The following is a 26,173-nucleotide window of genomic DNA, read 5'->3' as shown; positions in this document are numbered from 1 at the left end:
TTATATCCTGTTTAATCTACTGGCACGCTGGCGACGAGCTTCTTCTTCATCAATCAAGCGTACCTGTTGTACTACAAACTCAATGTGTCCACAGACTGCACTGCGTGCAGCATCAGGATCACGGCGTTCAATTGCATCCATCACCTGAAAGTGCTGATCATGCAATTGATCAAAACGATGCGATTCGCTATAAACTTTGCGCCGGCCCAAAACCACATTGTATTTCAACAGGTCAAACAGGCTGCGCATCATCTGTATTAGCACTAAATTATGTGAGGCTTCGGCAATAGCTAAATGAAACTCGGCATCTGCTTTTGCTGACTGGTCATCATCCCCAATAGATTGATAATGGGCAATCCGATCATAGCAGCGGCGAATATTTTCCAGGTCTGCTGCTGTTGCACGCTGAGCGGCATACCAGGCAGTACCACCCTCTAAAACGCTACGGGCTTCCTGCACATCAAATCGGTAAGCCGGGTCTTGATCAATCAGATTGCTTAAAGGTTCTACAATTTGATGATTGGTCCAGGCGCTCGGTAGCAACTGCAAAAAGGTTCCAGAGCCAGCCTTGCTCAGCAACATACCCGTACTGACCAAATGCTGAATCGCTTCACGCAACGATGAACGCGACACCCCGAGCTGTTCACATAATTTACGTTCTGCAGGCAAACGGTCTCCAACCTGCATATTGCTCTGTTCAATCAACATACGGAGCTGCTGTACGGCTTGGTCGGAAACTTTCATCTGCATTTCTCTACTCTTGCATCAATTCCAGTTTATGGAATCATCCATGGGAACACATAGGCTTGTAATGTGATGATAATACCAATCATCACGGTAAAGGAGATACTGTGTTTCACGGTAAAGCGGAACAAATCAGATTCTTTACCTACCAGACCTACAGCCGCACAGGCAATTGCAATCGATTGAGGTGAAATCATTTTTCCGGTTACACCCCCACTGGTATTAGCTGCAACCAGCAGTACTTCCGGCACGCCAATCTGTTGTGCCGTGGTCGCCTGAAGTGCCGAGAACAGTGCATTGGCAGATGTGTCTGAACCGGTCAGGAACACGCCTATCCAGCCCAGGAATGGAGAGAAGAAAGTAAATGCCTGGCCTGTATGCGCCAGCGCTAAAGCTAGGGTGGCCGACATGCCTGAATAGTTCGCAATAAAGGCAAAGGCCAGTACCATACCAATGGAATAAATAGGTACTTTTAACTCATTGATGGTTTCGCCAAAAGTGATCACTGCTACTTTGGGCTTCATTTTCAGGAAAATAATGGTGATGATGGCGGCAATGAAAATGGCTGTGCCTGTAGCAGAAATCCAGTCAAATTTATAAATCGCATCGTAGTCCTTAATTTCAGGGACCACCGGCGGCATCTTCTGGATCAGCTGATGCAAATACGGCACCTTGATGGAAATCACCAGATCATGCAGCGCACCATCTTTGGCAAATAAATCCTTAAAGGGTTTGATACTCCAGATGGTGACCATCGCGGTTAAAATGGCAAATGGTGACCATGCCTTGGCAATTTGAGCAATGCTATATTTTTGCTGTTTTTGAGCTGCGAGCTGTTGAGCAGCTGATTCATCAACATTTGCGTCTTGGTCTGCAAAACGGAAAATATGTTTCGGTTGCCAAAATTTAAGCAAAATTGTTAAAGAAATAAGTGAAGCAATTGCAGCGGTAATGTCTGGCAGCTCTGGACCTACAAAATTAGAGGTTAGATATTGTGCTAGCGCGAATGATCCACCACCCACAATCACCGCTGGCCAGGTTTCTTTCACACCACGCCAGCCATCCATAATCGCCATAATCCAGAATAGAACAATGGGCACCATAAACGGTAACTGACGTCCTACCATCTGGCTAATTTCATGGGTATCTACACCTGAAACCTGCCCGGCTACGATAATGGGAATCCCCATCGCGCCGAAGGCAACCGGCGCAGTATTGACAATCAGGCACAAGCCCGCTGCATATAAGGGTTTAAAACCTAATCCCACCAGCAATGCAGCAGTAATGGCAACCGGAGCACCAAAACCTGCCGCACCTTCCAGGAAAGTACCAAAGGCAAAACCCACAAAGAGCATTTGTAAGCGCTGATCTTCGGTAATGGACAGGATGGAAGAACGAATAATATCGAACTGCCCTGTTTTAACCGAAATTTTATACAGAAATACGGCACCGATGATGATCCAGGCAATGGGCCACAAACCATAGAAAAAACCGTAAATCATTGATGCAAAAGCCATCACGACCGGCATCTGATAGGAAAATAATGAAACCAGCAGCGCAAGGATCACGGTAATTGTTCCCGCTACACTACCTTTCATGCGGAATACCGCAAGCGCTAAAAAGAAGAAAATGATGGGAATCAGGGCAATCAAACTGGAGAGCCAGATATTGCCCATAGGATCGTAAATCTGTTGCCATTGTTGAAGCATTGTCCTCTCCTTGAAATGCTTTTCCAGAATACAAAATGGTCTGATCACCTACCAATTAACATCTTAACTGGTATGACCAATAATCATTTAATTAAAAAAATATATCAATAAACTTTAAATATGCTACTTTTTAACCAAATAAAGATCAATAAGCAATTTCTTATTTAAAATTGGTCATACCAATATAATGCATGAAATATTTAAATTTATACAGACTGCACTGATTAAAATTCACTCAGATATTTTTAATTATTTCATTTTTATTATTTTTTTAGAAAAATAAAAAATCCGGGACAATCATCTAATACTTTAGTCGATAATATGGATTATTTGAATGATGATTACTCAAAGCAAAGCACTATTGATAACAAGCGTATTATAACAAGCATAGATACTGATCATTAGATCCTGGATAATTAGATACAAATAACAGGTGCGACAGAAAGCCATTCTGAGAGGAAATAAAATGTGCGGACATGTTGCAAGCGGTCAAACTTTCAATGTGCTGCTCAAAATTGTTATCCACCTTCCTTTTAACTCCTGTTTATAAGCCACAACTCTGCTCTGCTTCACGATTTAATCAAAATCTTTGCTTATAACCATATATTGAATCTATCAATTTCAAATTTTCAACGAGATTTTCTTTTGTAAAACCATTAGAAATAAAATAGTGCTACAATTGAAGAAATGTGTATTTTCTTGGGCCACCAAATTTCTCGGTGCCTATTTCATATCGTTAGGATTAACAATGTCTGATAATGCAACTATCTTGCAGAATGTCCCAGTAGGCAAAAAAGTTGGTATTGCCTTCTCTGGTGGTCTAGATACTTCAGCTGCTCTATTGTGGATGAAACAAAAAGGCGCAGAACCTTATGCTTATACAGCAAACCTGGGTCAGCCTGATGAAGACGACTATGATGCGATTCCGAAAAAAGCGGAAGCGTATGGCGCAGTAAAAGCTCGCTTGGTTGATTGCCGCTTACAACTTGCATTAGAAGGTATTGCTGCGATTCAATGTGGCGCTTTCCATATCAGCACTGGTGGTGTTCCTTACTTCAACACTACGCCATTGGGTCGTGCAGTAACCGGTACCATGCTTGTTACCGCAATGAAAGAAGATGATGTCAACATCTGGGGTGATGGTTCAACTTATAAAGGTAACGACATTGAACGTTTCTACCGTTATGGCTTGTTGACTAATCCTGCGCTTAAAATTTACAAACCTTGGTTAGACCAAACCTTTATTGATGAGCTTGGTGGTCGTGCGGAAATGTCACAATTCCTGATCGACAACGGCTTTGACTATAAAATGTCAAAAGAAAAAGCTTACTCAACTGACTCAAACATGCTGGGTGCGACTCACGAAGCGAAAGATCTTGAATACTTAAATGCCGGTATCAAAATCGTTGACCCAATCATGGGCGTTGCATTCTGGAAAGAAGAAGTCGAAATCAAACCTGAAGAAGTATCAATTACTTTTGAAGAAGGTTTCCCTGTTGCGATTAACGGTCAACGCATTGAAGATCCAGTTGAGTTCATTCTTGAAGCCAACCGTATCGGTGGTCGTCACGGTCTAGGTATGTCTGACCAGATCGAAAACCGTATCATCGAAGCGAAATCTCGCGGTATTTATGAAGCACCAGGTATGGCACTTCTTCACATCGCTTACGAGCGTCTTGTGACTGGTATTCATAACGAAGACACCATTGAACAATACCGTATCAACGGTCTGCGTTTAGGTCGTTTATTGTATCAAGGTCGCTGGTTCGATTCTCAAGCGCTGATGCTTCGTGAAACTGCACAGCGCTGGGTAGCGAAAGCCATCACAGGTACTGTGACTTTAGAGCTTCGTCGCGGTAATGACTACACAATTATGAACACTGAATCGCCTAACCTTACTTATGAAGCTGAGCGTTTGACGATGGAGAAAGGGGATTCTATGTTTAGTCCTGCTGACCGTATTGGTCAATTGACTATGCGTAACCTTGACATTACCGATACTCGTGCAAAATTGGGTATCTATACAGGTGCAGGCTTACTTTCTGTAGGCACAGGTTCAGCTGTTCCTCAATTAAAAGACAAAAACAAATAAGTTTGTTTTAGGTCAAAAAAACCGCTCAAAAGAGCGGTTTTTTTTATCTGACCTGTTTATGATTTTATAAATTCAGTTGCAGCGATATTGGAACGGAGAGATTGATAATAAATCTGGTTACGGCCTAAATTCTTGGCACGATATAAAGCCTGATCAGCAATTTTTAATAACTCTTCTTTGCTTAGCTCAGCTTCGCCATAATAAACAGTAATTCCTAAACTAATGGTAATAAAATCGGAGATTGAAGATTTCTCGTGAGGAATTTCTAGACGCTCGATGGCCTTATAGATATTTGACGCTACGGCATAGGCACCATGAGCATCTGTTTCAGGCAGTAGTACCACAAACTCTTCCCCACCATATCGTGCAACAAAATCCATATGCCGAATGGCATTTTTAATCGATTTGGCGATAGAGGAAATCACATCATCGCCTTTCTGATGCCCATAAAAATCGTTGTAGTTTTTAAAAAAATCAATATCAATAAACAGGATCGCCAAAGTACTTCGTTCTTGACGGGTTTGCTGGTAAAACACTTCCATCATTTCATCGAAACTACGACGGTTTGAGATTTTAGTCAGGTCATCATGCTGACTTAAATGCAATAATTCCGAATTATGAATCCGATGCATTTTTTCACTAATTTTGGTTCGCATTGTAAACAGATAAATCATTCGTTCACGCGCAAAAATCATATGACTAATCACATAACCAAACACACAACTGCCAAAAAGAATACGACCAAGTACTACGGCATCAAAATCAACATGAAGCAGAAAAAACAGAATGACTGTCAGCGAAGCCGCTAAAAATCCGGTCATCAACATCTGAAATGGTTTTACCCCGGAAATAAGGGAACCCATGATGTAAATCATGCATAGAATGGCCATACCTTGTTGGCGTAAGGCAACAGTTTCTACGGTCAAAGTCAACCAGGACATGGAAATCATGGCCCAAAACATAAGCACCATGGAAGCCAGAGAAAAATAGGGACGCAATTTGGGAAAATGTGAAAAAGAAAATAAAATCAGCAGGCATACAGCACCATTGGCCAAACCTAGGCTACAGTTCAGAAAATCATGCCTGATATACTGTTTGTCAATCACCCAGTAGTCGCTGGGCAAAATCACCAGAATAAAAATAAAGTAAGATAAAACGCCGCCCCACAGATATTTTTGTACATGCTTACGGGCACGCTCCAAATTTTTCGACCAAAATTCCTGTTCCATTTTTTTGGGAAAAACCTGACCTATACGCTGACTTTGCCGTATAATCAGCTCTTCTATTTTTTCTTTATCATATTGTAATTTCGCTAGATTATACTTGGATTCCATTGCCCAGCATTTCTTAATTCTTTTAGTTACTAAAAATAACATATTTTTCTTATTTAGAATTATGTATATATAACCATTTGTCTGTAATTCTCGTTACCATTTTCACACTTTATGGATTATCATCTGTTTTATTTCTTCGATTGAAATGGCCTTGAATACAATCACTCTTCTCCAGCCAGATGATTGGCATGCTCACTTACGTGACGGTTTATCTTTAAAACGCACAGTTCCCGATCTTGCCAAGCAGTTTGCTCGTGCTATCTGCATGCCAAATACTGTACCTCCCATCAAAACAGTTGAGGAAGCATTGGCTTATCGCGAACGCATTATGGCGCATGTCCCTGAAGGTGTCGCATTTGATCCACGTATGGTGCTTTACTTTACCGACCAGACTCAACCAAGCGAAGTCAAAAAAATTAAAGAATCTGAGCATGTCAATGCCATCAAGCTGTATCCAGCTGGTGCAACCACAAATTCAGACAATGGCGTCAGTGATATCAGTAAAGTCTATGCAGTGATTGAACAGCTTGAAGAACATCAGGTGCCATTGTTGCTTCACGGTGAAGTCACCCACAATCATGTCGATATTTTTGACCGTGAAAAACGCTTTTTAGATGAAGTACTTTCACCGCTTTTAAAACAGTTTCCAAAGCTTAAATTGGTTTTAGAACACATTACCACAAGCGATGCTGCACATTTTGTACTTGAACAAGACCGCAATGTAGCTGCTACCATTACCCCACAGCATTTACTGTTCAACCGTAACGATATGCTAGTGGGTGGTATTAAACCACATTTCTATTGTTTGCCGATTTTAAAACGTCAAAGCCATCAGCAAACATTACTTGAAGTTGCAACCAGTTCTAATCCCAAATTTTTCCTGGGTACAGACAGCGCGCCGCATTCAAAAAATGCCAAAGAAAATGCCTGTGGCTGTGCCGGTTGCTATAGCGCCCCTACCGCAATTGAATTATATGCTCAGGCTTTTGATCAGGCAGGTCGACTGGACCGTCTGGAAGGTTTTGCCAGCCATTTCGGTGCGGACTTCTATGGTCTGCCGCGCAATACCAATACCATTACCTTGGTCAAAGAAGAGCAAGTTATTCCGGAAAGTTTAGACTATTTGGATGGTGAACAGATTATCCCATTGTATGCGGGTAAGACCATCCAATGGAGAAAAGTGTGACAGATGAAACCACACCAGTAATTGGTCAGCGTTTCCGTGGATTTTTACCTGTTGTTGTCGATGTCGAGACAGCAGGTTTTAACTCACATACCGATGCCTTACTGGAAATCGCAGCAATCCCAATCATTTACAATGAAGAAGGCCAATTTGTACCTGGTGAAGCACACCATGCACATATTAACCCTTTTGCAGGGGCGAATTTAGACCGCCGTTCTCTGGAATTTATTGGTATAGATCCGTCAAACCCAATGCGCATTGCCATGGCGGAAGATGAAAAAAGTGCATTAAAACGCATTTTCAAATCGGTCAATGAAGTCCGTCGTCAGCAAAACTGTACACATGCCGTTTTAGTCGGCCATAATGCACATTTCGATTTGGGCTTTGTACAAGCGGCCATTGCCCGTACGGGGACTAAAAATCAAAACCCTTTTCACAGTTTTTCGGTGTTTGATACTGTGACTTTAAGTGCTGTGATGTTTGGTCAGACTGTACTGGCAAAATCATGTATTCAGGCTGGAATAGAGTTCGATGGTAAGGAAGCACACTCTGCTTTATACGACACTCAAAAGACGGCCGAACTGTTTTGCTATATTTTGAACAAACTCGCACCCCATCTACTTGACACCTTGGTGGCGGATCAATAAGATACCGCCATCTTCTAAACGTCCCTATCGTCTAGAGGCCTAGGACATCGCCCTTTCACGGCGGTAACCGGGGTTCGAATCCCCGTAGGGACGCCATCTATTTTTATCTTCTTTATTTCTCTAACTACTCATCTAAGCTTTTAGATGCGCACTACATCTCCTTTATTTTCACTTCCGAAAATGTTTTAAAATTAAAACCTTGACCCACATATTCACATCCATAGCCCTTTAAAAGGGCTGTCATAACTTGCGGATAATCACCAAACATTATTTCTAAAATTACTCATCCTATCCTGAATATTCATTTTCAAAGCTTGATTTTTAAAGTTTAGCCTTAAGTGCTACAGCACCCTTTTTTTATCACCATTTGCATGCTAAGTTCACTCTATTGAAATCAATGACCCTGAAATCATGTTGAAAAAAGCTTTTATTGTTTTAATCATTCTTCTTCCCTCAGCTTTATATTTATATATCGTCAGCAAAGATAAATCTCCAGACAAAGATTCATCAATCACGCCAGCAGCAGCTCCAGCACAAGAGAAAGCTCAAAAATATCAAACACCAGACCACTAATTTGTGGTCTTTTAAATTTCAGTTTTCCATCAACTCCTCTGAATCATGGAAAATTTGATTTATTTGATAATTCACGTACCCCCCTAAAATAATACGTTCAATTTATTATTTATCTTATGCACTATTATTATCAACCTTCGCAGCATTCGTCTGATGGGAAACCTAAGCCATCGCTAAACAGAGAGACCACAACAAGCCATCTCTTTCAGTTATCCTTAGATGGCGCATTGATACAAGTTGTATCGTGCTAAAAATTCATACTGTTTTAAAGTGACAGATCAAGTAGCTTTTAAAAACTGTGCTTTTTTTTATTTTAGATTTGTCATTTTTTATGCAATTAATTCAATATTTTAAAAATAACACAATTACAGGTTTGACAGCTTTATTAAAAATCCATAATATACGCATCACCTCCTAACGACCCTATCGTCTAGAGGCCTAGGACATCGCCCTTTCACGGCGGTAACCGGGGTTCGAATCCCCGTAGGGTCGCCATATATCGTGCTATACGATCATTCAAGCTTCAACACTTATCATTATTACATTGCAGATTTGTAGTTTTTCACTACAATAGTTCGCTTCATTTTTCTTTTTCATTTTCTCTTATGCAGTCATCTCATACTCCGAATGATGCTACGCATCAGGGCAATTCTGCGCCTTTAAAACGCGCTATGAGTACTCGACATCTGGTCATGATTTCGCTAGGCGGCGCAATCGGAACGGGGTTATTTTTAGGTTCGGGTGAAGTCATTGCACAAACGGGGCCTGTAGGTGCCATCATCTCCTATGTATTAGGCGGTTTAATTGCCTATGCAGTCATGCTTTGCCTGGGCGAACTTGCGGTACACATGCCCGAATCAGGTTCTTTTGGTACCTATGCACGCAGATATATTGGTCCAGGTACCGGTTATATGATTACCTGGTTGTACTGGCTGACCTGGACTGCCACCCTTGGAACCGAATTTACCGCCGCAGCCTTGCTGATGCAGGAATGGTTTCCGCAAATTTCAGTCTGGATCTGGACCATCGTTTTTGCCGCTATTGTTTTTGGGCTCAATATGAGTTCAACAAAGTTATTTGCAGAGTCTGAATTCTGGCTATCTCTGGTCAAAGTCGTGACCGTGATTAGCTTTATTATTTTAGGCTTATTGGCAATTTTTGGTGTGCTTTCGTTTCAGGGTCACAGTTCTGCGCCTTTATTTAGCAACATTACGGCTCAGGGCTGGTTTCCTCAAGGCTTATTTCCAATTTTCGCCACCATGCTGATTGTCAACTTCGCTTTCTCTGGAACTGAACTGATTGGTGTTGCCGCAGGTGAAACCCAGGATCCGGCTAAAAACGTACCCAAAGCCATCAATGCTGCCATCTGGCGACTGCTGATTTTCTTTGTCGGCACAATTGTAGTGATTAGCGCACTGTTACCGCATCAGATGGCAGGCTTGGGGGCTGAAGGTGTCAGTAGCAGTCCGTTTGTAACAGTATTTACCTATATCGGTATTCCACATGCGGAAGATATCATCCGCTTTGTGATTATCACTGCGCTGTTATCAGCAGCCAACTCGGGTTTATATGCCGCGTCCCGCATGATGTGGTCTTTATCTGACAAAAAACAGTTACCTGCCGTGTTCTCTAAAGTGAACCACCGTGGCATTCCTTTTGTGGCGATTATTGTCACCATGCTTGGTGCGATTCCGGGCTTATTGTCAGAGCAGTTTGCACCGGAAACCATCTTCAAGAACCTGCTGGGTGTAGCTGCATTTACCATGGTGGTGGTCTGGATGAGCATTTGCTTAAGCCAGTTCAATTTCCGTCGTCAGTGGTATAAGGCCGGTCATACCGTGCAAGAGCTAGGCTTTGCAGCACCGCTGTTCCCGATTGTACCGATTCTGGGTTTTGTGTTCTGTTTTATTACCTGTATCAGTATGGCAGCAGATCCGGAAATGCTGGCCGGCTTTATTGGCTGCCTGCTGTTTATTGCGGGTTGTTATCTCAGTTACCATGTTTTCTATCGAAAGCAAAACTAACACAGAAAAGGAGTGGTCAAGTACCGCTCTTTTTTTTACGCTCAATCAAGCTACCCTTTCTATAAAAGCTCTGACCATGTATGAAAATCATTTTTATTCACGGCATGAATCAACAGAATTACGATCAACCTTCATTAAAACAGCATTGGCTATCCGCTTTTCAGACCGGCCTACGCAATTCCCGGCAAAATATTGATCTTAAGGCTCTGGAACTGCGCTTTCCTTTTTATGGCGATTTGCTCAGCAAACATCATTTATATAACAGCCTGGATCTGGAGACCTTTTTACCCAAGTCCATCTCCCATTTTCATCTTCCCTTTCATTTAAGACATAACACTACCATTGTCCCGGAACATCATCCCTGTGCGAGCAGATTACCGAGTGTAAATCCCGAAAGCTCTGAGTCATTCACGCAGCGATTGGCCCTCATTAGCGCACTTACCAGAGATCATGCATTTAAGGAACTGGCACTATTTCTAAATCATTATCCCAAGCTACATGAAACATTCATCCATAAATTCCTGATTGAAACCTATTTATATTTATCCAATCCCGATTTCATGCATGAAGTCCATTACCGGATCATGTCTTATCTTCATCCCGAGCTAGATCATATTATTGTGGCGCATTCCCTCGGTTCGGTCATTACCTATAACCTGCTGCATCAATATCCGCATTTTAGAATTCAGCGCTTTATTACCCTAGGCTCTCCCCTGGCTTTTAGAGTCATTCAGGAAAAACTCGTCACCCCAATTTCCAGACCACCCCAACTGCAGGGTGACTGGTTTAATTTTTATTCACCCGATGATTTTTTGACTGCTTTTCCTTTATCAGAAGCACCTTTCAATTTTCAGCCACCGATCATTAACCAAGCGATTACTACATCTTTTTATAATCCTCACAGTATTATCGGTTACTTACAGCATCCAGCGGTGGTCAACAGCATCATTGGGGGTTTAAGCGCAGAAAAATAGTGATTTTCAAAACACATTTCATACATTTGTTTTATTTTTATTCAGTTGAGTCTATTTTTAAACATTATCCCAGAAAAAGGTTTGACAGGGTGTCCTATCCACCCTATTATACGCCCACCTCTGAAACGTCCCTATCGTCTAGAGGCCTAGGACATCGCCCTTTCACGGCGGTAACCGGGGTTCGACTCCCCGTAGGGACGCCAATACTTAGATGACCCTATCGTCTAGAGGCCTAGGACATCGCCCTTTCACGGCGGTAACCGGGGTTCGAATCCCCGTAGGGTCGCCATATTCGAGAGAGTAATATCTCAGCAAAAAGCCTGATCGTCATGAATCAGGCTTTTTTGTTTTTAAATGGATTGAATTTCAATATTGCTTGATCTTTGCTGTACATCTAAAGAAATTATAAAAATAGAGCAGACCTGCCTTTCAATGTACACGGAAAAAAAGAACGATGGTCTGCTGTTGCTGTGCAGTTTCAGTCTTACTGGTCTAAAGCCCAGTCATCCAGTTAAGCACTACGGCGTGAATTAATCTGCCCTTTAATCATTGCGGTAATATTGTTTTTGGCATATTTCAAAAATACTTTCAGCGGTGACAGTTTTGGATTTGGACGTTTACCACGCGCAATATCCTTAAACTGTGCGGCATACCAGATAATTTCCATAATTGCCATTTTATCGACCATCGGAATGCCGGTTTTAATTTTATTCACCGCATAACGAACGTCCTGTCCAGCGATCAGTCGATCGGTTAAATCGGTTTCCACCGCCAATGGACGGGCAATACCAATAAAATCACACGCGCCACTGTCGAGTGCTGCGTTCATCCCTTCTACAGTACGGAAGCCACCAGTCACCATTAAATGACACTGCACTTCCTTACGGATTTTCTCGGCAAAATCGAGGAAATAAGCTTCACGTGCAATGCTACTGGCTTTGCGCTTATCCTCTTTCGCGCCCGCCATAGCCGGAGCTTCATAGGTTCCGCCAGAAATCTCAATCAGATCGATTCCAGCAGCATCTATGGCTTTAAAGACCGCAACTACTTCATCTTCGGTAATGCCGCCACGCTGGAAATCAGCCGAGTTCAGTTTCACGGAAATGATAAATTGATCCGAGGTTGCCGCACGGACAGCCTTATAAATTTCCAGCAGGAAGCGCATCCGGTTTTCAATCGGACCACCCCATTGATCCTGACGTTTGTTGGTCAATGGCGATAAAAACTGGCTGATCAGATAACCATGCGCACCATGCAACTGTATGCCCTCAAAGCCAGCTTTTTCGCAGATTTGTGCAGAAATGGCAAAACGCTGGATAATATCGAGAATCTCATCTTCACGTAATTCACGTGGTGTGCCAAAGGTGGTTGCCAGTGCAGGAGAAAAAGGCACAGTCGAAGGTGCTACGGTTTCCCTATTTAGACCTTTAGGACACTGGCGGCCGGGATGGGACAATTGAACCAGTTGTACCATGTCATATTTCTTGCCGAGCGCTGCCCATTGCTGTAGCTTGGCCAAATCGCGTTCTGAATCAATCACCACCACGCCCGGTTCATTTTTGGCGCGGAAATCTACCATCACATTACCGGTAATGGCACAGCCCAAGCCACCTTTGGCCCAGGTTTCATAAAGATTAAAATGCAACTGGCTGGGCTGACCTGCATCATTTGCCAGAGCTTCACTCATTGCGGCTTTGATAATTCTATTTTTAAAGGTGGTATGTCGAATGATGGTTGCTTCAGCAAGATGGCTCATCTCTCAATCCTGACTTATTTGTATTTATATAGAGTGAAAACTCTAACCTGAATATACAATTCGTCAATAGGCTATTTGACAATATGACTTGTCAGTAACTTCAAATATACTGACTGGCCTCAATCAGCTGCCGGGTATATTCAGTTTTCGGATTTAAAAACAACTGTTCAGTGTCTTGAAATTCCATGACCTGCGCCCGACGTAACACCAGCACTTTCTGACACAGGGCTTTAACCACTTGCAGGTCATGGCTGATAAACAGATAACTGATCTGATGTTCCTGCTGCAAACGTCTGAGTAATTTCACTATGGCGCGCTGCGTGGTACGGTCCAGCGCCGAGGTCGGTTCATCCAGTATCAGCAGTTTAGGACTCAACACCAAAGCGCGTGCCAAGGCGACACGCTGACGTTGCCCACCTGACAACTCATGTGGATAACGGATTCTAAAGCTGATGGGCAATTCCACTTTTTCCAGGGCCTCATCAATCCGCTCTGATATTTCAGTCGATGAGAGTTTTTTTAAGCCCAATCCCTCACCAATGGTTTGCTCCACATTCAAACGTGGATTTAAACTGCTAAACGGGTCTTGAAACACAATCTGAAATTCAGCGCGTAAAGGCCGTAACTGTTTTTCATTGCACCGATTTAAATCTGTGCCAAGCAGCACAATTTCACCGTCACTTTTAATCAAGCGGCTAATGGCCAAAGCCAGTGAACTTTTACCTGAACCACTTTCCCCGACAATGCCAATCGATTCACCTTGGGCTAACTGTAAGTCCAAAGGCTCGACCGCAATAAAGTAGTCTTTGACCCAGTTGAGTAATCCCTGCTTGATCGGGAACTTCACCGCAACCTGCTTTAAGGTCAATAAATTTTCAGCTTCTGGAATATGCAGCGCTTCACCAAAATCATGATTCAGCAAATCACGAGTATAGGCCTGTTTCGGATGTTGAAATATTTCCGCTACGCTGCCCTGTTCTTCTACTACACCTTTGTTCATTACAATGACCTGATCGGCATAGCGACGTACCAGATTAAGATCATGGCTGATCAGAATCATCGCCATATTTCGGCTTTGCTGCAAAGATTTAAGCAGTTTTAAAATCTGTGCTTGCAAGGTAACATCCAGTGCTGTGGTCGGCTCATCGGCAATCAGAATGTCCGGATCTAAGGCCAGTGCCATGGCAATCATCACGCGCTGCCGCTGTCCGCCAGAAAGCTCATGCGGATAACGGCGCAATTTCTCTTCAGGGTCGGGAATGCCGACATCTTTTAATAATTCAATAATTCGTGCTTTGGCCTTTTGTTTGGACCAGCCTTGCAGCAATAAGGTTTCACCAATAATTTTTTCCACCCTGTGCAAGGGATTTAAAGCCGTCATCGGTTCCTGAAAAATCATGGCAATTTTCTGGCCACGAATTTGTCGTAACTGTTCAGTTTTCAGTGCCAGTAGATTTTGCTGTCCCAATAAGGCCTGACCTTGAATCTTCAAAGTACTGGGTAACAGTCCGAGTAAAGCCAAACTGCTAATCGACTTACCCGAACCACTTTCACCGACCAGTGCAACGGTTTCACCGGCATGCAACTGAAAATTCAGGTCAGCTACCAGCACATGCTCTGCTTGCCGGATATTTAAATGCTGCACGCTTAACAAGGCTTGCGGATTATTGGCGTCTTGGATCGAATGCATCACGTGTCGCCTCCCCAATATAAATCAGTAAAGATAGGACAATGGCCAGAGTAAAGAAGCCGGATAGTGCCAGCCATGGTGAATTCAGGTTGGATTTACCCTGCAACAACAGCTCGCCTAAAGAGGCTGCATCCGGTGGTAAACCGTAGCCTAAAAAGTCCAATGCCGTCAGTGCAGTGATGTTGGCTGTGAGCATAAAAGGGAGCTGTGACAGGCTGGAACTCATGGCATTGGGCAAGATGTGGCGCAGCATAATGGTTCGGTCTGTGACGCCCAGACTACGTGCGGCACGGACGTAGTCCAGATGACGCGCCTTTAAAAATTCCACACGTACCAGACCGACCAAAGTGGTCCAGCCAAATAACAGCATGATCAGAAACAGCCAGTAGACGTTTGGAGTAAACATGCTGACCAGAATCATCACCATGAATAGCATCGGCAAACCACCCCATACCTCCAGGATACGCTGTCCCAATAAATCGACCCAGCCACCGTAATAGCCCTGAATCGTACCTACAGCAATACCTAAAAGCGCTGATGCAATTGTGAGTGCAAAACCAAATAGCAGTGAAACCCTCAAACCATATAGAATACGGGCCAATACATCACGTCCCTGATCATCGGTACCTAACCAGTTTTGCGAGGTCGGTGCAGATGGCACCGGTACTGCTAGTTCCAAATTGGGTGTTTGATAGGAATATTGAATCAGTGGCCAGATCGCCCAGCCTTTTTCATCAATCAATTGCTGCACGACCGGGTCTTTATAATCAGCTTCAGTTTCAAACACCCCGCCAAAAGTCGTTTCCGGATAAGACTTGAACACCGGCACATACAGTGAATGTTTATAGCTTACCAACAGCGGTTTATCGTTGGCGATCAGTTCAGAAGCCAGCGACAACACAAAAATCACGGCAAAAAGGATTAAGCAGCCAAAACCGAGTTTATTTTCCTGAAAGCGTTTCAGGCGTGCTTGCATTAACGGGGACATTATTCAGCACCTCGCGAATCAAAATTAATCCGCGGGTCAATCACCTGATACAGCACATCACTGATTAATCGCAGAATCAGACCCAGCAAGGTAAATAAGAACAGGGTTCCGAAAATAACCGGATAATCACGCTGCTGGATGGCTTCAAAGCCCAGCAGCCCCAAACCATCCAGATTGAAGATAATTTCAATAAACAGGTTGCCAACAAAGAAAATCCCGATCAGCGCTTCAGGCAAACCGGCAATCACTATCAGCATGGCATTACGAAAAACATGACCATAGAGTACCCGTGATTCTGTCAGGCCTTTAGAGCGCGCTGCCAGTACATACTGCTTGTTTAATTCTTCCATAAAGGAATATTTGGTCAAATAGGTCAGCCCGGCAAAGCCGCCAATCACCATCGCCATTAAAGGCAAGGTCATATGCCAGAAATAGTCTTTGATTTTGCCCAGCCAGCTTAGGCTGTGAAAATTTTCCGACACCAGGCCTTGCAGCGGGAACCACTGAAAATAGGAACCACCCGCAAAGAACACAATCAGTAACACTGCAAATACAAAAGCTGGAACGGCATAACCAATCGCCAGTAACAACGACGTAGATTTATCAAACAGCATGCCATGCTGCCGGGCTTTTTTAATACCCAAAGGAATAGATACCAGATAAATCAGCAAAGTGCTCCATAATCCCAGAGACAAGGACACCGGCATTTTTTCCCACAACAATTGCGTCACCGGCTTGTCTTTAAAAAAACTGCTGCCAAAATCGAAGCTGGCATAACTTTTCAGCATGTCCCAGAAGCGGATGTGCGCAGGCTGATCAAAGCCGTATTGGGCTTTAATCTTTTCCACCATTTCTGCACTTAAACCTTTTGCTCCCTGATAATTATTTTTTGCAGCAGCAGTTTCGCCACCTGTTGCACCCAGGCCCTGAAAAGCTTCTGCCTGTTGAATGGCTTGCTCAACCGGTCCACCCGGCGCAATCTGGATCACCACAAAGTTAATCAACAAAATGAAAAACAGCGTTGGAATAATCAGCAGCAGTCTTTTTAATATATATATGCCCATCGAAACAGTGTTCCCTGTGCCTGCGTTATGACTTATTGTTTATTTTTGACCTAAATACCGGGTGACTTTTTGCGCTTGCCCAGCATCACTCCACCAGTAGTCAATGCCCGATGACAACTTCGGTTTCACTTTCGGTTGATGATACATGTTCCAGTAAGCAAACCAGTTTTCACCCTTGCCATAGGTCGGAATTTGATAATAACCGGCACGCAATAAACGATCCAGCACCCGGGTTTTCAGCACCAGTTGCTCACGGCTCGGTGCATGAATAACCTGCTGTACTATTGCATCAATCACAGGATTCTTAATGCCTGCATAGTTGTAGTTACCCGGCTGATCTGCAGATGCACTGCCCCAGAACTGCGCCTGCTCATTGCCCGGATTGAGCGACTGCGGCATTACGTTGGTGGTCATGTCAAAATCCTTGGTCCGCATGCGCTCGATATACTGCGGCACATCGACATGGCGGATCGCCACTTCCACGCCCAAACGTTTCATATTGCGAATAAAAGGCATCAGGGTACGCTGCAAACCATCCTGATGGATTAAAAATTCAATCCGGATCGGCTTACCCTGGGTATCGAGCAAACGGCTATTTTTAAAGGTATAGCCGGCTTTGATGAGCAACTGGCGTGCAGTCAGCAGATTATTGCGGTTAAATCCGCTGGCATCCGACACCGGATATTTCCAATTCTTCACCCCCCCCTGACGTTGAATCGGATTCAGTCGGGCTAGATAGGGTTTTAAAATCGCCAGCTCCGCAGGGCTTGGCGTGCCTTTAGCCTCCAGTTCACTGTTGGCAAAATAGCTTTGTAAGCGTCGATACTGTCCGTAAAACAGCGCCTTGTTTTGCCATTCAAAATCATAAGCGTAGGTGATGGCCTGGCGAAACCTGATATCCTGCAAAGGTGTACGGCGGGTATTAAAGACAAAACTTTGTGTTGGAATCGGGTTATGGTGCTGAAAGCGGTATTTCACCACCATCCCTGCTTTTATCGCAGGAAAGCGATATTCAGTCACCCATTTACGCGCGGTAAATTCTTCATGCAGGGTATATTGCCCCGACTTAAAACCTTCAAAGGCAATGTCCAGATTGCGGTAATAGACATATTTCAGGCGATCAAAATTATATCGGCCTTTATTGACCGGCAGGTCTTTGCCCCAGTAATTTGGATTGCGTTTATAGCTGATGCTACGACCTGCATCAATCCGGTCAATCAGGTACGGCCCTGATCCCAAAATCGGTTGCATGGTGACCCGGGTGAAATCTTTCTTCTGCCAATCGCGTTTTGAATAAATTGGCATTTGCGCCAGAATCAGCGGCATCTCTGCATTATTGGCAGACTTAAAACTCATCTTGACTGTATATTTGGACAATACTTCGGTTTTATCCAGATCGGCCAGATACATTTGCAGTCCCGGATTAGACTTAGTTTTATAGGTATCAAAAGTGAATTTGACATCTTCGGCAGTCACTGCACTGCCATCGCTAAAACGTGCTTTGGGATTAAGATGGAAAATGACATATTGGGTCTGCTTGGGATCATAAGTCACTTTTTCGGCCAGCAAGGGATACATCACCCCCGGCTCATCCAGCGAATTTGACATCAGCGAATCAAACAGATACTCCACACCATCGGTTGAGCTGCCTTTGCCATTCATACTGTTTAAATTGTCAAAAGTCCCATTACTGGCAGTACTTAAATAACCGCCTTTAGGTGCTTGGGGATTGGCATAGGGCATGACCGACAAGCCAGCATATTTTGGCTGGCTATGAATGGCAATATAGGGCGTAGTCTGCACGGCAGCCCATAGCCCTTGTGTCAAAAGACTAAGCCCCCATGCAAAACCCCAATATTTAGCCCTGGCAAATGACATCTAAACTGACTCCCTGTCTTTGCATTTATTATAAGTTTGGAACTTTAATCACATCACCAATTCGCAATTGTTTATTGGGTTGCATATCATTCATTTCTGCAAGTTTCGAACTTTCCAGACCATAACGGCTGGCCAGCCCAATCAGGGTATCGCCACGTTTGACTTTATATTCAACCACAGTTTTAGGAATCACAATTTGCTGACCGACACGTAAACCTGAACGCGTGCTAAGGTCATTCAGTGCTGCCAATTCAGCTACCGATACCCCAGTCCGATTGGCAATCGCATTTAAGGACTCGCCCGCTTTCACAGTATACGCATCAGTATTTTTAGATGATTTCACTGCTTTTGCGATAGGCTCATCCACTTTAGCATCCAGTTTTGGCAGATCCCCGTCAATTTTTAAACGTTGCCCAATACGGACAGTAGAATTGCGGGTTAAGCCATTCAATGCAGCTAAATAATCCAGCTGTAAATGATATTTTTTCGCAATATTGCTTAATGTTTCGCCAGATTTAACCACATGGCTATCACTCTTTTCAAAGCTGACTTTTTCAATTTTCGCTTCTACTTTGTTAGATGCTGCCACTAGCTCTTCACCAGTCAATTTTAAACGCTGTCCTACACGTAAACCCGTATTGCGGTTAATACCGTTGATATTAGCAATATAATCCATGCCTAAATTGTATTTGGCAGAAATGGCCGACAGACTATCCCCAGATTGCACGGTATAACTCTCCGGAACAGTTGAACTTACAGGAATCTTCAAAGTTTGACCTACCCGAACGCCACTGTTGTTGGATAATTTATTCAGCTGTGCCAGTTCGGTTAAGGAAATTTTCGATTTGGCTGCAATACTCGACAGGGTATCGCCACGTTGCACCTGATAATTTTCCGTTTTATAGGATGGCTCAATAACTACCGGATCTATTTTAACTGGAGCTGTTTTTTCTTCTGGCTTGCTGTTTACTTCATGCAGTGGCACATTAATTTTTTGTCCCACCATTAAGCTGCTGCCCGCAGTTAATCCGCTGGTTAAATCGGCCAACTCCTGATTAGATAAGGCATAACGGTCAGCAATCAGTTTGAGATATTCACCACGTTTGACCACATAAGATTTGGTCTTCACTTTAGCAGCGGATTTTGAATTATTGTTCTTAGTTTCAACAATATCGGAATGACTTTGAGCAGTTTCTTTTAACGATAATTTTTGACCTACGCGCAAACCACTGCTAACCGATAAGTTGTTGAAATCTGCCAGCTGCTTCACCGACAAGCCAAACTGGCTGGCCACTCCGGTCAGACTGTCATTGGCCTGAACTACATAGGTTTCAGGCTGTGCTTTAGACTTGGCCGATGAAGATGTTTCGGTATTTTTTTCGCTATTTTGTGGTTTAGCATCATATAAATAAATACTGGTTCCCACGTACAGCGGCGAGTTTGGATCAATCTGGTTCCATTTGGCTACATCACGCCAGTTCAGGCCATTTTTCATGGCAATAACGGCTAAAGTATCACCCTGTTGAACGGTATAGGTACTGCGTTTTCCTTTCGGTGCAACCACTACAATTTCAGTATCTGTCTTAACGTAATTTTTACCCTGGTTACGTTTAGCTTCATCTGAATCAGGCTTGGTACTTTCCGCCACACCTTTTGGATAAGCGAAACCTTTGGTTAACTCCTTGCCTTGCTGTTCAGCGACCGACAAACTGGTTTGAATGGCCGTTAACTTAATTTTGCCGTCAAACGGATCGACAATTTCGGTGCCTTGCGGTGCAATCGCTTTAATTTCTGCTACGACTTTTTCCTGTTCAGCTTTACTGGCTACCGGTTGCAGTACCTGTTCTAACGTTTTATTTTCACCTTCTGCTTTCACTGCCGCCATAATCTGCTCACGCTCAGCAGCAGACAATGGAGGTTCTACCGTCACAGGCTTGACATTCGCCACCTGACTCACCGCAACAGGAATACGTGGTGCACTTGGAATATCGCTATTTGCAGCAAAAGATGCCAAGGCATCAGAGCCTTGAGGCGTAGCCATACGTTTGCTACTTGAAGGCTTTGTTACTGCAACAGGATTTGCCGCATTCACTGGGGTAACAGTGGCTGGCTGCGAACTTTTAGGCGTGTTTGTAGCTAATACCGGTGGTGCTGTTTTGGCCGGATTAATCACTTGCGTATTTAGCTCAGGCGGATTACTTCTTTCCGGAGTAAAGGGTTTTGCCGTGCTTGCCCATAGCGCACCTGAACTCGGTGAGAGTTTCTTGAGCCGTGCATCAATAGCAGGGCTTAAATCCGCAGGAATAATGATCTTCATCGGGCTTTGCTCATCAACCCAGTCCCCACGATGTCCTGGATTTAACTGGTACAGCTCGGCACGGCTTAAACCGGTAATAGAGGCCACTTCATTTAAGTTTACCGGCCCGACCGATACCTCCCTAAAGTGAGGACGGTTGGCAATTGGTGGTAAAGACACCCCATAGGCCCCCGGATTTTTAATAATTTGCGCTACGGCCAGGAAGCGTGGCACATAGTTCATGGTTTCCTGAGGCAGTTTCAGTGACCAGTAATCTGTAGGCAAGCCGGCTGCCTTATTGCGGTTAATCGCCTGCTGGATCCGTCCCGGACCCGCATTATAAGCCGCCAAAGCCAATTCCCATGAACCAAACTGGTTATATAAGCCGCCCAAAAACTCATAGGCTGCACGGGTCGATTCCACCACATCACGACGGCCATCATACAGACTGGTCTGTCTTAAACCATAAATCCGTCCGGTACTTGGAATAAATTGCCACATCCCCGCAGCAGCTGCACTACTGGTCGCTGCAGGGTCATAGGAACTTTCAATAATCGGCAATAAAGCCAGTTCTGTTGGCAAACCACGGCGTTCCGCTTCTTTCACCGTATGATAAAGATAACGTGAAGCACGGGCACTTAAACGGTCCAGATAAGGTTGTCGGGAAATGAACCAGCCGCGCTGTGCTTCAATACGGGAGTCCCAATGGCTCTGATCCATCTTGAAACCGACGGTCATACGCTTCCAGACATCACCATGTTTCAAGATCAGCAGGCGATCGCCTTCTACTGCGCTCATGTCTGTTGCAGACAATAAATCTTCCAATGAATCCAAGCTGTCGGCATCCAGGTATCCGGATGAACCCACCATTTTCGATTTTGAGCCATGTGTCACACTTTGGCTTGAAGAACAGCCTGACAGTCCCAATGCAGCTAAAGCTGAACCCAGTACTGTTATTTTTAAAAAATTGGGTAATGTAGGCTGCCACAAAATCGCGGTTGGTTTATACATAAAAAAATCCAAACAACTCGTATAAAATTTATTTTTTAGATCTGCCATTGTAGTGAAGCATGAGGGAGACACAAGGGATTAATTTAGCGCGATTTCACTATAAATGTTACAAGAATTTAAAAAATAACCGTGTAATACACTTTTAAAGTGAAATTGCGTTATACAATATGCCAATCACCTGGTTTATTTGACTCTCATTTTAGCGTTCGGATTTGGTTTATATGACTCAAACAATCACTCTCTATGTCGATGGCGCGTGTCGCGGCAATCCTGGTTTAGGCGGTTGGGGTGCATATATCATTACAGAATCGGAAAAGCATAAACTGTATGGCGGAGAAGCGGAAACCACCAATAACCGCATGGAACTTACCGCAGCAATTGAAGGTATTCAGTTTTGTCCACACGATGCCAAACTGATCATCTGGACCGATTCCAAATATGTCAAACAAGGCATTACCGAATGGATTCATGGCTGGAAAAAGAAAAACTGGAAAGATGTCAAAAATCCGGACCTGTGGAAATTACTGGATGCGACTTGTCAGGGTCGTGACATTGAATGGAACTGGATCAAAGGTCATGCCGGACATCCGGGTAATGAGATGGCCGATCAACTGGCCAATCGGGGTGCCGATCAAACCTTAAAAGCCATGAAAAATCTATTATCATCTGCCGAAAATATTTTAGAACAAGCCAACATGCTGGATAAAAAAAAAGCTGAAAAAGACTGGTTGTTAGATGACCCCTTTGGTTTCGACCTAATGGAAGCCGAGCTGCAAGATGACAGTGAGATTTTAGACAACGAGTCTTCAGAAAATGAAGTCTTAGAAAACACAGAACAAGAAACCGATCAGGCAAATAGTATGCAGGAACAAAGTGAAAATCTGGACACGATTGTACCTAACATTACGACTGCTTCGGATAAACCGCTGCACCCGCATATCATGATTACGCCACGAAGCAAAGAAGTTCATGGTCCTCGCCAGCTAATTCTGGATACCGAAACCACCGGTTTCTATTTTCAGGACACGGATCGGATTATTGAGGTGGGCGCGATTGAAATGGTCAACCGCAAACTGACTGGCAGTTCGATTCATATTTATATCAACCCGCAAAAACCGGTGGGTGAATCTGAAAATATTCACGGTATTTCAGATGAGTTTCTGAAAGACAAACCACTTTATGCAGAAATTGCCGATGTGCTGTTTGATTACCTAAAAGGTGCAGAAATTATTGCGCATAATGCCACCTTCGATATGAACTTCCTCGATATGGAGTTTAAACGCGCAGGTTTTGTGGCCTTATCGGAAGTCTGTGAAGTGACCGATACCTTGGCCATGGCCAAGAGCAAGCACCCGGGGCAAAAAAACTCGCTCGATGCTTTAGTTCGGCGTTATGAAATTCCGCAACGTGACCGTACTTTCCACGGGGCCTTACTCGATGCCGAAATTCTGGCGGATGTCTACCTAGCCATGACCGGCGGTCAGGTGTCTTTCGATATGGATACCCTGACCGAAGCCGAGCAACAACAGAGTCAAGCAGCCCGCTCCACTGTACAAATAGAGCTGCCTGTGATTTTACCTTCAGCCGAAGAATTGGCAGAACATGAGAATTGGGTCAAACAATTTGAAGAAAAACATGGAACAGCTTGTCTTTTTGCAAAATAAAATCTACATTTCTAGTGGTTTTTTGTATTTAAACGTTTAACAGTTACGTTATAGTTAAACGCAAAGAAGTTTGGCCTTGAACGGGCTACTCATAAACAGATAAAACACTAGGAAAGGTGCAGATCCATGTCTTCTTACCAAACCTCTATTCATTTTGACCCGACTGCATTGCTGATAATAAAAAATGAGGTTGATAACTCAATTAAATTAGTTGAATCAGCGGTGAGTTCTTTGGCAGAAGACCACACTTTACCCTTTGGTATTGACGATGCACTAAATCAGTTTGAACAATGTGCCCAGGTTCTGGCGCTCATTGATATGCAAAGTCTGGCTAAAATTGCCCAGTACTCAGCAGAGTTAATGCGCAAGATTATGCAGAATCCTGCGCAAATTAATACTCAGGAAGTGGTGGCCTTAAGTGAAGGCACCACCATGTTGAAACGTTACATCGAATTTATTTGCTTACGTGAAGTTAAAATTCCACAATTCCTGCTCGAAACCCTAAATCGTCTGGAAATTGTGCTGGGTAAACCGATTAGCCATGAAGGTCAGCATATCGAGCCATTACTGGACTGTATTACTCCTGATTTTAAGCTGCCTCAAGCACCAAGTCTGGAAAAGTCACAATATGTACATCGCCTGTACAAACTGTCTTTAAACAAGCTACTGAAACAGGAAGAAACTGAATTTGACCTGCAGGCGATCAAACTGGTCGGTGCCTATTTGGCAGGTCTGGCAGAAAATACGCCAAGCAAACAATACTGGAATCTGGTGCATGTGGCATTTAATCAGGTGAACCATTTATTGATCAATGATGCACGTTTACGCACCCTGATCGGTATTGAACGCAATATGGCACAATATTTTAGTGCTCCAGATCGCTTCAAGCCAAGTCTGTCTGATCTAGCCAACATCTTAAGCTTGTGTATTAGCCAGGAAGATGAGACGGCTCAACATATCCGTAGCCAGTTAAACATTGGTGAAGATCATTTGACCGATACCCAATTGCAGGTATTTAGCCGCCATCTTTATGGTCCTGATTTTGATACCATGCATACCATTAGTGAACTTGTGACCACAGAAATGGCGCAAATTCGTAATGATATCGAATTCAACTATCAAAACATGACCGCTGAGAAAACGCAGCAACTGCAAGCTCAATTACTCAATCTTGCCAATATCTTTAAAGTATTGAACCTAAATGAAGCATATAACGATTTATCGCGTCAGGCTGCATCACTTAGCCAAGGTGATATCTTAAAAGATGAAAATTTTGCACAGCAGTTGATGAATTGCATTTTGTCAGCAATGAACTCGATTGGAGTCCTTGAACGCCATTACACCTCAAGCCGTTTACAACTTCGTGTAAATAATATGAACATTTCTTTAGACCGTTTAGATGAAGCACATGAGGCTTTACTGAACGAAACTAGAGCCGTGATTGAGCTTTCCAGCCAAATCTTGATGCAGTACCTGCAAGATCAAAATCTGGCTGCGCTTGAGAATATTCCAACCCAATTGCGTGAAATTGGTGGTGCCCTGCTGTTCTTAAATGCCGAATCAGGTCGAACTTCATTGAATACAGCTGCGACCTTTATTCAACAGCAAATTGAAAATTCTGCAACGATCACTGCTGAACAAATCAACCACACCCTCGATACTTTAGCCAGTGCCGACATGCTGATCGACAATTTAAAATCGAAACAGCCTGTCCTCCAGTCCATGTTTGATGTAGCATTGCAAAGTAGCGAAAAACTGAAAACTGTTGCCTAATGTCTGAATTGTCACTTGCTTATATCTTCCATCAACATCAACTTCTAGTCGATGAAAACTTTCAACTCCCTCGGGTAGAACGTTTAGCAAGTGACCTTCACTTCAACACGGGTGATAAGGTGATTGCCCGTGACCTTCTCGAAAATGAGCCTATTCCAGCAGGCTTGCAACTGGTTCCTATCCGTCAATTGTTAACCTTGTGGGATACCCAACAGTTTGAAGCCGCCAGTCGTGCCATCCAGCTGTTAGAATGGCGCCGCAACCACAAGTTCTGTAGTCATTGTGGACATCCAACTGAAGCCCATGCGACTGAATATGCCATGGTTTGCCCAGCATGTGGTTATCATCAATATCCGCGGGTACAGCCCTGCGTCATCACCATCATTACCCGTGGTCAAGATGAAATTTTGCTGGCTAAAAATGCCAACAACAAAAGTAATATGTACGGTCTGATTGCCGGTTTTGTTGAGGTAGGAGAAACGCTGGAAGAAGCTGTACGCCGTGAAACTTTTGAGGAAGTGGGATTAAAAGTAAAAAATATTCAGTATCTTGCCAGCCAGCCCTGGCCTTTCCCGAGTAACTTGATGCTCGCCTTCCGTGCTGAATATGCTTCTGGAGAAATCAAGCTGCAAGAAGAAGAAATTAGCGACGCGCAATTCTTTAAAATGGATCAACTGCCTGAAATTCCATTTAAAGGCAGTATTGCCTACGCCATGATTAAACATATTACCGAAGGTCATCCCGTAGCAGATGATACCCGTGAATGGCTATAA

The 26,173-nt window shown here is 43.7% G+C and carries 18 protein-coding genes and 4 tRNA genes; 13 read left to right on the top strand and 9 right to left on the bottom strand.

Annotated features, from left to right (window positions below; translation table 11 throughout):
* Together lldR and lldP are read right to left on the bottom strand one after the other, a co-directional pair.
* The gene (lldR, locus tag B9T38_RS00680) at nucleotides 1-744 is read right to left on the bottom strand and encodes a transcriptional regulator LldR (protein ID WP_086195132.1); all 744 of its coding nucleotides are present in this window, start codon (nucleotides 742-744) and stop codon (nucleotides 1-3) included.
* Nucleotides 745-776: 32 nt separating this feature from the next.
* Nucleotides 777-2,453, bottom strand: coding sequence for an L-lactate permease (gene lldP / locus B9T38_RS00675; protein ID WP_086194958.1), 1,677 nt, complete (start codon nucleotides 2,451-2,453; stop codon nucleotides 777-779).
* Between the two features lie 748 nt (nucleotides 2,454-3,201).
* On the opposite strand from lldP, the gene argG reads away from it, so the two are divergent.
* Nucleotides 3,202-4,545: an argininosuccinate synthase gene (argG, locus tag B9T38_RS00670; protein ID WP_086194957.1), complete on the top strand. Its 1,344-nt coding sequence runs from the start codon at nucleotides 3,202-3,204 to the stop codon at nucleotides 4,543-4,545.
* Nucleotides 4,546-4,601: 56 nt separating this feature from the next.
* Here argG and B9T38_RS00665 read toward each other — a convergent pair whose 3' ends face one another.
* Nucleotides 4,602-5,879, bottom strand: coding sequence for a GGDEF domain-containing protein (locus tag B9T38_RS00665; RefSeq protein ID WP_086194956.1), 1,278 nt, complete (start codon nucleotides 5,877-5,879; stop codon nucleotides 4,602-4,604).
* 151 nt (nucleotides 5,880-6,030) lie between these two features.
* On the opposite strand from B9T38_RS00665, the gene pyrC reads away from it, so the two are divergent.
* The 9 genes from pyrC (at nucleotide 6,031) to B9T38_RS00625 (ending at nucleotide 11,569) form a co-directional block, all read left to right on the top strand.
* Complete coding sequence (gene pyrC / locus B9T38_RS00660; protein ID WP_086195131.1) at nucleotides 6,031-7,065, top strand: dihydroorotase; 1,035 nt, start codon at nucleotides 6,031-6,033, stop codon at nucleotides 7,063-7,065.
* The gene (rnt, locus tag B9T38_RS00655; protein ID WP_086194955.1) at nucleotides 7,050-7,709 is read left to right on the top strand and encodes a ribonuclease T; all 660 of its coding nucleotides are present in this window, start codon (nucleotides 7,050-7,052) and stop codon (nucleotides 7,707-7,709) included. Before pyrC ends, rnt begins: the two co-directional genes overlap by 16 nt.
* A 20-nt stretch (nucleotides 7,710-7,729) precedes the next feature.
* Nucleotides 7,730-7,805 (top strand) — tRNA-Glu (locus B9T38_RS00650).
* A 315-nt stretch (nucleotides 7,806-8,120) separates the two neighbouring features.
* Nucleotides 8,121-8,282, top strand: coding sequence for a hypothetical protein (locus B9T38_RS16680; RefSeq protein WP_171263130.1), 162 nt, complete (start codon nucleotides 8,121-8,123; stop codon nucleotides 8,280-8,282).
* A gap of 419 nt (nucleotides 8,283-8,701) precedes the next feature.
* A tRNA-Glu gene (locus tag B9T38_RS00645) sits at nucleotides 8,702-8,777 on the top strand.
* 110 nt (nucleotides 8,778-8,887) lie between these two features.
* Nucleotides 8,888-10,306, top strand: coding sequence for an amino acid permease (locus tag B9T38_RS00640; protein ID WP_086194954.1), 1,419 nt, complete (start codon nucleotides 8,888-8,890; stop codon nucleotides 10,304-10,306).
* A gap of 80 nt (nucleotides 10,307-10,386) precedes the next feature.
* Nucleotides 10,387-11,280: an alpha/beta fold hydrolase domain-containing protein gene (locus B9T38_RS00635; protein ID WP_086194953.1), complete on the top strand. Its 894-nt coding sequence runs from the start codon at nucleotides 10,387-10,389 to the stop codon at nucleotides 11,278-11,280.
* 127 nt (nucleotides 11,281-11,407) lie between these two features.
* Nucleotides 11,408-11,483: transfer RNA gene (locus tag B9T38_RS00630), tRNA-Glu, on the top strand.
* A 10-nt stretch (nucleotides 11,484-11,493) separates the two neighbouring features.
* A tRNA-Glu gene (locus tag B9T38_RS00625) sits at nucleotides 11,494-11,569 on the top strand.
* Nucleotides 11,570-11,791: 222 nt separating this feature from the next.
* On the opposite strand, the gene B9T38_RS00620 is transcribed toward B9T38_RS00625, so the two are convergent.
* The 6 genes from B9T38_RS00620 to B9T38_RS00595 form a co-directional block, all read right to left on the bottom strand.
* The gene (locus B9T38_RS00620) at nucleotides 11,792-13,036 is read right to left on the bottom strand and encodes an NADH:flavin oxidoreductase/NADH oxidase family protein (RefSeq protein WP_086194952.1); all 1,245 of its coding nucleotides are present in this window, start codon (nucleotides 13,034-13,036) and stop codon (nucleotides 11,792-11,794) included.
* 100 nt (nucleotides 13,037-13,136) lie between these two features.
* Nucleotides 13,137-14,726 carry an ABC transporter ATP-binding protein gene (locus B9T38_RS00615; protein WP_086194951.1) on the bottom strand — a complete coding sequence of 530 codons (1,590 nt, stop codon included), beginning with the start codon at nucleotides 14,724-14,726 and terminating at the stop codon, nucleotides 13,137-13,139.
* Complete coding sequence (locus B9T38_RS00610; RefSeq protein ID WP_086194950.1) at nucleotides 14,701-15,714, bottom strand: ABC transporter permease; 1,014 nt, start codon at nucleotides 15,712-15,714, stop codon at nucleotides 14,701-14,703. Before B9T38_RS00610 ends, B9T38_RS00615 begins: the two co-directional genes overlap by 26 nt.
* Nucleotides 15,714-16,778, bottom strand: coding sequence for a microcin C ABC transporter permease YejB (locus tag B9T38_RS00605; protein WP_086194949.1), 1,065 nt, complete (start codon nucleotides 16,776-16,778; stop codon nucleotides 15,714-15,716). Before B9T38_RS00605 ends, B9T38_RS00610 begins: the two co-directional genes overlap by 1 nt.
* 39 nt (nucleotides 16,779-16,817) lie before the next feature.
* Nucleotides 16,818-18,656 (bottom strand): extracellular solute-binding protein, encoded by a 1,839-nt coding sequence (locus B9T38_RS00600; RefSeq protein WP_086194948.1) that lies wholly within the window; start codon nucleotides 18,654-18,656, stop codon nucleotides 16,818-16,820.
* 28 nt (nucleotides 18,657-18,684) lie between these two features.
* Nucleotides 18,685-21,963 carry a lytic transglycosylase gene (locus B9T38_RS00595; RefSeq protein WP_086194947.1) on the bottom strand — a complete coding sequence of 1,093 codons (3,279 nt, stop codon included), beginning with the start codon at nucleotides 21,961-21,963 and terminating at the stop codon, nucleotides 18,685-18,687.
* 221 nt (nucleotides 21,964-22,184) lie between these two features.
* On the opposite strand from B9T38_RS00595, the gene dnaQ reads away from it, so the two are divergent.
* The 3 genes from dnaQ to nudC all read left to right on the top strand — a co-directional run bounded on the left by dnaQ (nucleotide 22,185) and on the right by nudC (nucleotide 26,173).
* Nucleotides 22,185-23,627 carry a DNA polymerase III subunit epsilon gene (dnaQ, locus tag B9T38_RS00590; RefSeq protein ID WP_086194946.1) on the top strand — a complete coding sequence of 481 codons (1,443 nt, stop codon included), beginning with the start codon at nucleotides 22,185-22,187 and terminating at the stop codon, nucleotides 23,625-23,627.
* Between the two features lie 126 nt (nucleotides 23,628-23,753).
* The gene (locus tag B9T38_RS00585) at nucleotides 23,754-25,400 is read left to right on the top strand and encodes a chemotaxis protein (RefSeq protein WP_086194945.1); all 1,647 of its coding nucleotides are present in this window, start codon (nucleotides 23,754-23,756) and stop codon (nucleotides 25,398-25,400) included.
* The gene (gene nudC, locus B9T38_RS00580) at nucleotides 25,400-26,173 is read left to right on the top strand and encodes an NAD(+) diphosphatase (protein ID WP_086194944.1); all 774 of its coding nucleotides are present in this window, start codon (nucleotides 25,400-25,402) and stop codon (nucleotides 26,171-26,173) included. Before B9T38_RS00585 ends, nudC begins: the two co-directional genes overlap by 1 nt.

Source organism: Acinetobacter sp. ANC 4218 (assembly GCF_002135245.1).
Classification (GTDB): domain Bacteria; phylum Pseudomonadota; class Gammaproteobacteria; order Pseudomonadales; family Moraxellaceae; genus Acinetobacter.
Note: the sequence above shows the minus strand (reverse complement) of the source record. Positions and strands in the feature narration are given on the sequence as shown.